At 59.9% G+C, this 12,563-nt stretch carries 9 protein-coding genes; 1 reads left to right on the top strand and 8 read right to left on the bottom strand.

Translation table 11 applies throughout. The features are described 5' to 3' along the window. Positions 1–7: 7 nt before the first annotated feature. From G6041_RS08895 to cecR, 4 genes are read right to left on the bottom strand one after another with little or no spacing between them, the layout of a single operon-like run. Positions 8–1,129: an ABC transporter permease gene (locus tag G6041_RS08895; protein WP_012125296.1), complete on the bottom strand. Its 1,122-nt coding sequence runs from the start codon at positions 1,127–1,129 to the stop codon at positions 8–10. After that, a complete protein-coding gene (locus tag G6041_RS08890) occupies positions 1,126–2,856 on the bottom strand; it encodes an ATP-binding cassette domain-containing protein (protein ID WP_012125295.1) in 1,731 nt (576 codons plus the stop codon). Before G6041_RS08890 ends, G6041_RS08895 begins: the two co-directional genes overlap by 4 nt. Next, positions 2,843–3,844 (bottom strand): secretion protein HlyD, encoded by a 1,002-nt coding sequence (hlyD, locus tag G6041_RS08885; RefSeq protein WP_012125294.1) that lies wholly within the window; start codon positions 3,842–3,844, stop codon positions 2,843–2,845. Before hlyD ends, G6041_RS08890 begins: the two co-directional genes overlap by 14 nt. Then, positions 3,837–4,535, bottom strand: a complete 699-nt coding sequence (gene cecR / locus G6041_RS08880; protein WP_012125293.1) for a transcriptional regulator CecR — start codon at positions 4,533–4,535, stop codon at positions 3,837–3,839. The genes hlyD and cecR overlap by 8 nt, the downstream gene beginning before the upstream one ends. A gap of 225 nt (positions 4,536–4,760) precedes the next feature. Here cecR and rhlE point away from each other — a divergent pair, with 225 nt between their 5' ends. Then, a complete protein-coding gene (gene rhlE / locus G6041_RS08875) occupies positions 4,761–6,185 on the top strand; it encodes an ATP-dependent RNA helicase RhlE (RefSeq protein ID WP_012125292.1) in 1,425 nt (474 codons plus the stop codon). Positions 6,186–6,601: 416 nt separating this feature from the next. Here rhlE and G6041_RS08870 read toward each other — a convergent pair whose 3' ends face one another. The 4 genes from G6041_RS08870 to licT all read right to left on the bottom strand — a co-directional run bounded on the left by G6041_RS08870 (position 6,602) and on the right by licT (position 12,296). After that, positions 6,602–7,993 carry a glycoside hydrolase family 1 protein gene (locus tag G6041_RS08870; protein WP_054628494.1) on the bottom strand — a complete coding sequence of 464 codons (1,392 nt, stop codon included), beginning with the start codon at positions 7,991–7,993 and terminating at the stop codon, positions 6,602–6,604. Between the two features lie 9 nt (positions 7,994–8,002). Then, entirely contained in the window at positions 8,003–9,475 is a 1,473-nt protein-coding gene (locus G6041_RS08865; protein ID WP_012125290.1) for a glycoside hydrolase family 1 protein, read from the bottom strand. Between the two features lie 11 nt (positions 9,476–9,486). Beyond that, positions 9,487–11,343, bottom strand: coding sequence for a beta-glucoside-specific PTS transporter subunit IIABC (locus G6041_RS08860; RefSeq protein WP_012125289.1), 1,857 nt, complete (start codon positions 11,341–11,343; stop codon positions 9,487–9,489). A 107-nt stretch (positions 11,344–11,450) separates the two neighbouring features. Beyond that, positions 11,451–12,296, bottom strand: coding sequence for a BglG family transcription antiterminator LicT (licT, locus tag G6041_RS08855; RefSeq protein ID WP_054628493.1), 846 nt, complete (start codon positions 12,294–12,296; stop codon positions 11,451–11,453). Positions 12,297–12,563: the final 267 nt, after the last annotated feature.

The raw sequence follows: 12,563 nt of genomic DNA, 5'->3' as shown, positions 1-12,563 counted from the left end.
CGTCTCCTTAATCGAGGCGGCGTCGGGTATTCACCCACGTCAGCCCGATAAACATCACGGCGGAAGCCAGCAGAAACAGCACGTTAACCAGCAGCACGCCCGGCAGCGTGCCCGCGAGAAACAGGCTTTGCAGCGTACTGACGAAATAGCGCGCCGGAATAATATACGTCACCGCGCGGATCACGGCGGGCATACTGTCTATCTGAAAAATAAACCCTGAAAGCATCACTGAGGGCAAAAACGCCGCATTCAGCGCCACCTGGGCGGCGTTAAACTGGTTGCGGGTGAGCGTTGAGATAAGCAGCCCCATGCCGAGCGTGCTCAGCAGAAAGAGGCTGGAGATAAAAAAGAGCGCCAGCAGCGAACCGCGATACGGCACGCCGAGAATAAACACCGACACCAGCATACAGAGCAGCATCGCCAGCATGCCGAGGAAATAGTAGGGAATGAGCTTGCAGAGCAGCAGTTCGCCGCGCGTGACTTCGGTTGAGAGCAGCGCCTCCATGGTGCCGCGCTCCCATTCGCGGGCGACCACCAGTGAGGTCAGGATCGCGCCGATAACCGTCATGATGATTGTCACCGCGCCGGGAATAATAAAGTGCTGGCTTATCGCCGCCGGGTTAAACCAGTAGCGGAGCTGCACATCAATCAGCGGCTCAAACGTCTCGCCGCGGTCTTCTGCGCGTTCCGCCTGCCAGAGCTGCCAGATGCCCTCCATATAGCCGCGCACAAAGTTGGCGGTGTTCGGTTCGCTGCCGTCGGTGATCACCTGAATCGGTGCGCTGTCGCCGGGGCGCGCCATCCGCGCCGCGAAATCGACCGGAATAACCACCAGCCCGCGGATTTTCCCGGCCTGCATCAGTTCAATCAAATGCTGGCGGTTGTCGCTGACCGTCGGGGCGATAAACGGCGAGGCGGTAATGGCGTGCGTGAAGTCGAGCGCTTCTTCGCTGCGCTGCTCCAGCAGGACGCCGACATGCAGGCGGCTGGAGTCGAGATTAATGCCGTAGCCGAAAATAAACAGCAGCAGCAGGGGAATGACCACCGCGATAAGCCAGCTACTCGGGTCGCGCAGGATCTGACGCGTCTCTTTCACGCACAGCGCGCGCACGCGCCGCAGTTTCATCATTGGCTGTGCTCCTTATCCCAGGCCTCGATAAGGCGAATAAACGCTTCTTCCATCGTCGGCTCGTCGTTTGCCTCGCGCGCCGCCTGGCGCTTTAAGTCGTCCGGCGTGCCGCTGGCGATAAGTTTGCCGTGATAGACAAGCCCGATGCGGTCGCAATACTCCGCCTCGTCCATAAAGTGGGTCGTGACCATCACCGTCACGCCTTTCTCCGGCATGCTGTTGATGTGTCGCCAGAATTCGCGGCGGGTCAGCGGGTCGACGCCGGAAGTCGGTTCATCGAGGAACAGAATATCCGGCTCGTGCATCAGCGCGCAGGCTAAGGCCAGGCGCTGCTTAAAGCCGAGCGGGAGCGCGTCCGTTGGCTGGCTGGCGATGCTTTTCAGCCCGAACGCCTCGCTCATGCGCGCCATTTTTTCCTGCTGCGCCCGGCCGCGCAGGCCGTAGACGCCGGAGAAGAAACGTAAGTTCTGCTCGACGGTCAGATTGCCGTACAGCGAAAACTTCTGCGCCATATAGCCGAGCCGCTGGCGCGCCTTGCCGGAGTCGGTTTTTAAATCGAGGCCCAGCACCAGCGCCTGGCCGTCGCTTGGTTTCAGCAGCCCGCACATCATCTTAAAGGTGGTGGATTTGCCCGCGCCGTTCGGCCCGAGCAGGCCGAAAATCTCGCCGCGCCGCACGGTAAAATTCACATGGTCGGTCGCGGTGAAATCGCCGAAGGTTTTGGTGAGTTCGCGCGCCTCAATGACCACATCGTCGCGGCTGCCGGGAATGTCATGCAGAATGGCGCCGAGCGGCGATTCGCGCAGCGCGGTACCGCCCGCCAGATCGATAAACGCGTCCTCAAAGCGCGGCGCGGTTTCACGAAGCGTCGCGCCGGGCAGGGCGCGCAGGGCGTCTGCACCGGAACCCTCTTTTAAAATCACCCGCACCGCCGCGCCCTGAATGGTGGCGTCGCCGACGTCCGGGCGCTGCATCACCTCACGCAGCAGCGCGCGGTTATCGCCGTTATCCGGGCGCAACAGCAGGCTGCGGCCCGCCATTTGCTCGGTGAGCGCCTGCGGCGCGCCCTGATACAGCAGCTCGCCTTCATTCATCAATAGCACCTCGCGGCACTGCTCGGCTTCATCGAGGTAAGAGGTACTCCAGAGAATTAACATCCCGTCGCCCGCGAGCTCATGCACCATCTCCCAAAGTTCGCGGCGGGAGATAGGGTCGACGCCGACGCCCGGCTCGTCGAGCAGCAGCACCTTTGGCTGGCCCACCAGCGTGCAGGCAAGGCCGAGCTTTTGCTTCATGCCGCCGGAGAGTTTGCCCGCGAGCCGCCCGGTGAACGGGCCGAGCGCGGTGAATTCCAGCAGCCGGGCGAACGTCTGCTCACGCACCGCGCCGGTGACGCTGCGCAGATCCGCGTAGAGATTGAGGTTCTCCTGAACGGTGAGATCTTCATACAGGCCGAATTTCTGCGGCATATAGCCGAGCACCGCGTGCAGCACGTTTTCCTCGGCAATCGGGTTCAGCCCGAGCACCCGCACGCGACCGTCGTCCTGGCGCATCAGCCCCGCGAGGATGCGCATCAGCGTGGTTTTCCCCGCGCCGTCCGGCCCCACCAGCCCGGTGACGCTGCCTGCGCGGATCGTCACGCTGAGCGGCGCGAGCGCCGGTTTTTCGAGGCCCGGGAAGCGTTTGACCAGGCCATCGAGCACGATGCAGTCGTTAGCGGTTGCCATCCGCCGCCTCATTCTGGAAACGCAGCGTGACCGGCATTCCCTGGCGCAGCGCGTCGTCGGCGTCGTTCACCACAATACGCAGGCGATAGACCAGATCGGTGCGCAGATCTTCGGTTTCAACCGTTTTCGGCGTGAACTCCGCGGTCGGCGAGACAAAACCGATCTGGCCGTGGTACGGCTTGTCGGGGCGGCCATCGGTATAAATCAGAATGTTGCTCCCCGGCACGGCGCGGCCCAGATTCACCTCATCAATGTAAGCGCGTATCCAGACCGGGCGGGTCAGCGAGAGCGTGAACACCGTACTGCCCGCATTGAGCATCGAGCCGGGCTCCACCGCGCGCGTCAGGATAGTGCCGTCAGACGGGGAAACCAGGCGCGTGTCTTGCGCGTTAAGCTGCGCCTGGGCCAGCTCCGCCTGCGCCTGTTCAAGGGCCGCCTGTGCCTGCACGATTTCCTGCGGGCGGTTACCGGCGCGGTACTGGCTGAGCTTATCCTGCGCGGATTTCAGCTGCGCCTGCGTCTGATCGCGCGCCGAGCGGGCGTTTTCCAGATCGTTGGCGGAGATAACTTTGGTGCGCCACAGCCCTTGCTGGCGCTGATAAAAATTCTGCGCGTAGTCATACGCGGCCTGCGCCTGATGCACGGCGGCAGCGGCCTGCGCTATCTCTTCATCGCGAAAACCGGCGACGGTAAGATCATATTTGGCGCGCGCGGCGGCGACGTTCGCCTGCGCCTGGCGCAGCGCGTTCTGCTGCGGCGTCGGGTCGAGATCGCCGAGCGGCTGGCCTGCGCGCACCGCGTCGCCTTCATCGACGGCAAGCGACGCCAGACGACCACTGACGCGAAAGCTTAAATTCACGGTACGAATATCGACATTGCCATAGAGCGTCAGCGGGGTGTGGCGCGCGGCGTACCAGCGCCACCCGGCAATAGCCGCAACGATAATGACCACCACCAGCGCCAGTAGCGCGACGCGTTTTTTATTCATCACTCAGGCTCCCTGAAAGACCCGCGAGGATCCAGTCGATATGCAGCGTGACCACCCGGTGGATCTGCGCGGCTTTGTCATCGTCGAACCCGCGCCATCCGGCGCGCAGCAGAATGGTTTCACGCCCGAGGCGGAACGCGAGGATTTCACCAATCAGCGCGTGGGTGTGCAGCACCGTTTCGGTGGCCTCCGGATCGGCACCCGTCAGTCGGGCGATAAGCCGCGTAAAGTGGTGGTGCAGCGGCGCGATGACCTGCTCGTGAATCAGCTGATACGCGGGCGACGGGGAGAGCTGCTCGCGGGAGATAAATTTGCTGACGCTCAGCGTCTCGTCGGCAGTCATCAGCTGGATCATCTGGCGGCAGGCGTCGTCAATCAGCGCGCGCATCGCGGCGGGCGGCGGCTCGGGCTTGCGAAGCAGCGCTTCGGCGGCATCGGCGTGGGGCTGAAAATGGGTGCGGATGAAATCGGCTATCCACTGCGCCGAGGCCATGTAGAGATCTTCTTTTGAGCCAAAGTAGTAAGGAATGGCGGCAATATTCTGCCCGGCGGCGGCGGCGATATCCCGCGTGGTGGCGTGCAGGCCGTACTCGCCGAACTGATTAATGGCGGCGCTGATGAGCTTCTCTTTGGCCTGTTCGCCGCGCGAAGTGGGCGGCGTGACGGAGAGCGACATATCGATGAGGTCCATAAAAGTTAATCAATCGATTGATTAACTTTATGACCAAAAAGTGCGCGTGTCGAGATGAAAAAAGCCGCGATGCACAGGTACACGCGAGAATTTATGCGGTAGTTCACAAAAACTGTTACACTCCGTTCCTCTGCGACATTGTGGTTTATGTCCCTTCTCCGGCCAGACGGCCATTAGACTCCCTGAAACTACACCCTTTGCGGTCGGGACGAGTCAGGAATAACTATGTCTTTTGATTCACTGGGCTTAAGCCCTGAGATCCTGCGCGCCATTGCCGAGCAGGGTTACAACGAACCGACTCCGATCCAGCGCCAGGCCATTCCGGTGGTGCTTTCAGGCAAAGATTTGATGGCCAGCGCCCAGACCGGCACCGGCAAAACCGCAGGCTTTACGCTGCCGCTGCTGCAACGCCTGACGGCGAACCAGCCGCACCCGAAAGGCCGTCGCCCGGTGCGCGCGCTGATCCTGACCCCGACGCGTGAACTCGCAGCCCAGGTGGGCGAGAACGTGCGCGAATACAGCAAATATCTCGACATCCGCTCGCTGGTCGTGTTTGGCGGCGTGAGCATCAACCCGCAGATGATGAAACTGCGCGGCGGCGTGGACGTGCTTATCGCAACGCCGGGCCGTCTGCTCGATCTCGAACATCAGAACGCCGTGAAGCTTGACCAGGTGGAAGTGCTGGTGCTGGATGAAGCCGACCGTATGCTGGACATGGGCTTTATTCACGATATCCGCCGCGTGCTGGCGAAACTGCCGCCGAAGCGTCAGAACCTGCTGTTCTCCGCGACCTTCTCCGACGACATTAAATCGCTCGCGGAAAAATTGCTGCATAACCCGGAAGAAGTGGAAGTGGCGCGCCGCAACACCGCCTCTGAGCAGGTGACGCAGCATGTGCATTTCGTGGATAAAAAACGCAAGCGGGAGCTGCTTTCTTATCTGATTGGCGACGGCAACTGGCAGCAGGTGCTGGTGTTTACGCGTACCAAACACGGCGCTAACCATCTGGCGGAACAGCTGAATAAAGACGGTATTACCGCCGCGGCTATCCACGGTAACAAAAGCCAGGGCGCCCGTACCCGCGCGCTGGCGGATTTCAAAACCGGCGGCATTCGCGTGCTGGTGGCAACAGACATCGCTGCGCGTGGTCTGGATATCGAAGAGCTGCCGCACGTGGTGAACTATGAGCTGCCGAACGTGCCGGAAGATTACGTTCACCGTATCGGCCGTACCGGGCGTGCCGCCGCGACCGGCGAAGCGCTGTCACTGGTGTGCGTCGATGAGCATAAGCTGCTGCGCGATATTGAACGCCTGCTGAAGCGCGAGATCCCGCGCATGGCTATTCCGGGCTACGAGCCGGATCCGTCTATCCCGGCGGAGCCTATCGTGAACGGTCGCCAGAGCCGCGGCGGACGCGGTGGTCAGGGCGGCGGCGGTCGTGGTCAGGGCCAGCCGCGTCGTCAGAACGGCGAAGGTAACCGTTCATCGGGCGAACGCAGCCGTCCGGCCGGTGAGCGCGGTCGTCGTCAGGATGGCGAAGGCAATCGTCCGTCGGGTGAACGTTCACGTCGCCCGGCAGGCGAGGGCAACCGCCCGGCAGGCAACAAACCGCGCACCCGTCGCGCGCCGCGTAAAGCGGCCGGGGATTAATCCACGGGTGTGTTAGCAGCGCCTGACAAGGCCGGTGAGTAAAAAGGGTGTGCGCAAGCGCACCCTTTTTTATGGTTAAGCGGCGGAACCGGGCGGTTAATCTCATGTGTAGGGTGGGTAAGCGCAGCGCACCCACCTCAGGGAAATTAAAAGCCACCGCCGGTGCCGGGGGTTTTCCCTTGCGGCTGCCCTTTGGCCGCGAGCCGGGATTGTTAAGGGGGCGGCGGCGAGCCCCCTTAACACGTTCGCGTGAGTAAACGTGACAGAGGGAATCAGCGTCGTGGCGAACGGAACGGGTAGCCGGGCGTGCATATTCGAGGCCCCAGCGGTTCCCCCGTGTAGGGCAGATAACGCCTTTCATTTATGACACCGCTGGCGGCGGGTGCGCTTACCCGCCCTACGAAAACCCTGCCCTCCTAAAGCCGCTCGCCGTTGCTTGCGATCACCTGCTGATACCACGCGAAGCTGCGCTTCCTGCGCCGCGCGAGAGTGCCGTTGCCCTCGTTGTCTTTATCGACATAAATAAACCCGTAGCGCTTTTTCATCTCGCCGGTGCCGGCGCTGACGATATCAATCGGCCCCCACCAGGTGTATCCCATGATGTCGCAGCCGTCCGCCACGGCTTCGGCCATCTCCTGAATATGCTGGCGGCCATACTGAATGCGCGCCTCGTCGTTAAACTCGCCATTTTCATCGGCGATATCCTCACCGCCGTAGCCGTTTTCCACGATAAACAGCGGTTTCTCGTAGCGGTCGGCCAGCTCATTACACACCAGTCGTAGCCCGACCGGATCAATCGGCCAGCCCCAGGCGGTTTTCTCAAGGTACGGATTGTCCTCGCCCATCGCGCCGCCGGTGTCCACGCGAAGCTTTGCGCCCGCTTTATGCAGCACGCTGCGGTAATAGCTAAAGCCGAGATAATCCGAAGGATATTGCGCCAGCAGTTCGGTATCGCCGGGGTGAATATCCAGCTGAATATCATTATCGCGAAACAGCCGCGTTGCGTAGGCCGGATAATGCCCGCGCATCATCACGTCGGCGTAAAACAGCGAACGGCGGCGCAACTGATACGTGGCGAACACGTCATCCGGGTTGCAGGTGGCCGGGTAGACCGTGCTTAACGACAACATGCAGCCGATTTTCGCCTGCGGGATAATCTCATGGCACAGCTTATTGGCGAGGGCGTTGGCGACAAACTGGTGATGATTGGCCTGGTAAATCGCCTGCGGCGATGCGCCTGCCTCCACTGCGCCGGTGGCGAACGGCATCCGGTTCATGTTGTTCAGCTCGTTAAAGGTCATCCAGTATTTGACCTTATGCTGATAGCGGCGGAACACCGTCTCGCAGTAGCGGGTGAAGAAATCAATAAGCTGCCGGTTCTGCCAGCCGCCGTATTCCTCAAACAGCGCCAGCGGCGTTTCGTAGTGGGAAAGCGTAATGACCGGTTCAATGCCATATTTCAGCAGCTCGTCGAACAGGGCGTCGTAAAAGGCGAGGCCCGCCTCGTTCGGCGTCTGCTCATCGCCGCGCGGGAAGATACGCGACCAGGCAATCGACGTACGAAAGCATTTAAAGCCCATTTCGGCGAACAGCGCCACATCCTCTTTGTAGCGATGATAAAAATCGATGGCCTCGTGGCTCGCGTAATAAAGCGCCGGGTCAATGGTCGCGTCGTGTTTGCCGGAGGCGATGCCGCCGCGCACCACGTCGGCGATGGACGGCCCTTTGCCATCCGCATTCCACGCGCCTTCGGCCTGATTGGCGGCAATCGCGCCGCCCCATAAAAAGTTATCCGGGAAAATCGCCATGTCTGCTCCTTAATCGCTGAGATCCGCGCCGTTCGAGGCGATGACTTTTTTGTACCAGTAGAAACTTTTCTTGCGCGAGCGCGCCTGGGTGCCGTTGCCCATGTCGTCCTGATCGACGTAGATAAAACCGTAGCGTTTGGAGATCTGCGCGGTACCGGCGCTCACCACGTCAATCGGCCCCCACCAGGTGTAACCAAAGAGCTTCACGCCGTCGGCAATCGCTTCCTGCATCTGCCCGATATGCTGGCGCAGATACTCAATGCGGTAGTCGTCGTTGATGGTGCCGTCGGAGGCGGGCGTATCTATCGCGCCGAGGCCGTTTTCGGCGATAAACAGCGGCTTCTGGTAGCGGTCATAAAGCTGGTTGAGCGCCAGGCGCAGCCCTTGCGGGTCTATCTGCCAGCCCCAGTCGCTCTGCGCCAGATACGGGTTGCGGATGCCGCCGGTGATGAGATTGCCGGTCACGCCTTCAAGCTGCTCCGGGTGCGCGCTGACGGTGCTCGACATGTAATAGCTGAACGAGACGTAATCGACCGGATAAAGGCGCAGGATCTCGTCGTCGCCCACCGCTTTTTCCAGCCGGACGTTTTTTTCCGCGAACATGCGTTCGGTCCAGGCCGGGTAGTAGCCGCGCGCCTGCACATCGCTGAAGAACAGCGAGACGCGCTGCTCCTCTTCGCACGCCTGCAAATCGTCCGGGTGACAGGTGTGCGGGTAGAGCATCTGGTAGCTAATCATGCAGCCCACCTGCGAGCCGGGGATTATCTCGTGACACGCTTTGGTCGCGAGCGCGCTCGCCACAAACTGGTGGTGCGCGCCCTGGTATTTCGCCTGCTCCAGATGCGGGTGATCTTCTTCAATCACGCCGACGCTGACGTACGGGTGGTGCTTCACGCAGTTGATCTCGTTGAAGGTCATCCAGTATTTGACCTTTTTGCGGTAGCGAGTGAAGACGGTGGTGGCGAAGCGCACATAAAAATCCACCAGCTGGCGGTTAGGCCAGCCGCCGTAATCGGTGACCAGCGCGAGCGGCATTTCGTAGTGCGAAAGCGACACAATCGGCTCGATATTGTGCTTTCTTAGCGTGTCGAAAACGCGGTCGTAAAAGGCGAGGCCCGCCTCGTTCGGTTCGGTCTCATCGCCACGCGGGAAGATGCGCGTCCAGGCGACAGACATGCGAAAGCATTTAAAGCCCATTTCGGCAAACAGCGCGATATCTTCTTCGTAGCGGTGATAGAAATCGTTGCCCTTGCGCTTCGGGTAATATTTCGTGCTGTTCGGATCCTGCGCCTGCGCCACCTGGCGGTGGGTCATGCCGAGCCACTGATCGAGCCAGCGTTCTTTGGGCGTGCTGACGTCAAAGGTGTAGACATCAGAGACCGACAGCCCCTTGCCGTCGACGTTCCACGCGCCTTCAAGCTGGTTAGCGGCGGTCGCGCCGCCCCACAAAAAATCTTCAGGAAATGTTCTGGAAAAGGCCATGCTGTTCTCCCTTAAGCCGCCGCGGCGGTCAGTTTCAGAAAGGCTTCACGGGGTGCCACGTCGCCCTGTTTTAACGGGCTTATCTCGCCGTAGCAGTGGGTATTGGTGACGATAACAATGACGCTCGGATCGATGTGGAGCGCGTTGAGCGCCGCCAGATCAAAGCTAATCAGAGGCTGTCCGGCCTCGACGAACGCCCCGTTCTCCACGTGGCGGGTAAAGTGCTGGCCGCCAAGTTTCACGGTGTCGATGCCGATATGAATTAAAACCTCTGCGCCGCAGTCGCTTCTGAGCGTCAGCGCATGGTTGCTGTCGAAAATCGCTTCGATGCGCCCGTTCACCGGCGAGAGCAGCTCGCCGCTCTCGGGCACGATGGCGATGCCTTTACCGAAGATTTCATCGGCGAAAACCGGATCGCTGAGGGAGGAAAGGGGCGTGAGGCGGCCACTCACCGGCGCGAAGAGTTGCTCCTCGCGGGCGAGCGCCACGGGGCTTAAGCCTGCCACCACTTCCGGCTCTGCCGGCGCTTCGGCGGGTTCCTCAAAGCCCAGCATTACGGTGATGAGCGCCGCCGCACAAAAGGCAATCGCCAGGCTCGCCAGCGCCCACAGGAACGTGGGGCCGACCAGCGCCGGAATACCCGGAATGCCGCTTAAGGCGAAGGCGTACGTTTTTACGCCGAGCGCCATCGCAAACGCGCCGCCGCAGGCACCGCCGATGAGCGCCGCGGCGAAGGGGCGCTTAAAGCGAATGTTAATGCCATACATCGCAGGCTCGGTGATGCCCATCGCGGCGCTGAAACTCGTGGAGAGCGCCAGCGTTTTGATTTTCTTATTGCGGGCGCGCAGGAAGACGCCGAACGCCGCGCCCGCCTGGCCCATATTGGCGACATAAAAGAGGATTTTGAACGGGTCGTAGCCGAGCTTGCTGATGTTGTTGATAACAATCGGCACCAGCACGTAGTGCATACCGGTAATAATCATCAGCGACAGCGTGCCGCCGACGATAACCCCCGCCAGCCAGCCCATGTTCGCCACCAGCCAGATAATGCCGCCGGAGAGCGCGTTGCCAAGCAGAATACCGGCCGGACCAATGGCGATAAGCGTAACCGGCGCGACAATCACCAGGCTCAGCAGCGGCACAAACATCGTTTTCAGCACGGCGGGCATCAGGCGGTCGATAAACCGCTCGACGTAACTGAGCAGCAGCACCGCCAGCAGAATAGGAATCACCGACGAGGCGTAAGAAACGCTGGAGACCGGCAGGCCGAGAAACGCCACCGGCGCGCCGGATTTCAGCAGCGTGGTGAGCATCGGGTGAAACAGCGTGGCGGCGAGCGCCACCGCCACATAGGGGTTGGCGCCGAATTTATTCCCGGCGCTGAAGGCGAGCACCAGCGGCATAAAGAAAAAAACGCCGTCACTTATCGCCATCAAAATTTGATACGTCTGGTTGCTGGCCTGCACCCAGCCGAGCGCGAGGCAGAGCGACAGCACACCCTTGAGAATCCCCGCGCCGGCGATGGCCGGAATAATCGGCGAAAAGATCCCCGCTAACCCCTCCAGCACCATGGAAATCGGGTTGCGGCGCTTCGGCGGCGCGGCCGCTTTTTTAGCTTCAAGCCCCGGCAACTGCGCGAGAATGGCCTGGCAAAGTGGCGCGACCTCGCTGCCGATAATCACCTGGAACTGATCGCCCGAGAGATTAACGCCCATAACGCCGTCGAGATGTTCAAGCGCCGCGCGGTCGACCTTTTCAAGCGAGACCAGCGAAAAACGCAGGCGGGTAATACAGTGATAGAGCGAAAGAATATTCGCCTCGCCGCCGAGAAGGGTAATTATCTGGCGGGCGGTATGCGGGTAGTTCATGGCTATTCCTCTCCAGAATGAAACCCTGCGGTTTCATTAAACAGTCGCCGGTATAATGACCGGCACGTTGCTGCCTCTGGGGTTTGCCTGAATGAACAGTAACAAGCCTAAAGGGAATGCGCTAAACGGTGTACGACATTATCGATATGCACCGTTAAATAGAGTTTTTCCGAATGCGTCATCGCGTGGCGATAATTCTTTTCCACAAATTCGCTAATGGCTTCCACGCACGCCACGGTATTTTTATACCGCTGCTGTACCATCGCGAATAATTCGCTGTCGTCGTTTTCCAGCCGCTGGCCCTCTATTACCCGCTGAGCGAAAAATTTCACGTGGGTAATAAAGCGCTGGTAATTAAGCGACTGTTCATCGGGGCCGACGGCGAACCAGTATTTTACAATATTCTGGATCTGATAAATCAGCCGGGTAATGTCGTTGATTTTGCCTTTCGGATCGTTAAGCCCGGCGTTCACAATATGCAGCGCGATGCTGCACGCCTCGCTGTCTGGCATCAGCACGCCGGTGCGCGCGGCAATCAGCGCCAGCGCCTGACGCCCGATGGCGTATTCTTCCTGATAAAAATGTCGTACTTCCCACTGTAACGGGTTGGCGATTTCAATGCCTTTCTGGCGGCGATCAATGGCGTAAAAAAGATGATCGGCGAGCGTGACATAAATGCCTTCGCTTAATTTGATACCGGGCGTCTGGCGCGCCAGCGCGACAATATCGTCAGTGAGCTGAACGATTTCTACCGGTATTTCATCCAGCAAAACTTTAAAGCGCGCCGAGACGGTATCGTCATGCAGACGAAACGTTTTCTCAATGTGGCTACTATTGACCGTTTCGCCCACGCGGGCGTTAAAACCGAGCCCACGGCCGGTGACAATCACTTCCTGGCCGCGTTCGTCGACGGCGCTGACGACATTATTATTAAGGATTTGCTTAATGATCATCGCCGACTCCTGAAAGCAAAAACGGGCAAAACATAAATACAGACGCCAGGGAATTTCCCGGGGCTGCATTCAGGTTTTGCCCGCCGAACGGTAACAAGCACAATGCAATGTTAAAAAACCTAACACCCGCCTGGTATTCGGTCAATGAATGACCCGCGATTTATGATTAGCGTGACGATAATTTGTGATCTGTCTTGCGAATCGGCTCCTGCCGCGCGGGTAAAAAAAGGTTCAGCTGGCGGTGGAAAAGTGCCACAATAGTGGCTG

Origin of the sequence: Cronobacter sp. HA18003 (assembly GCF_011605905.1) — a bacterium.
GTDB lineage: Bacteria > Pseudomonadota > Gammaproteobacteria > Enterobacterales > Enterobacteriaceae > Cronobacter > Cronobacter sakazakii.
This window is presented reverse-complemented; position numbering and strand designations above follow the sequence as displayed.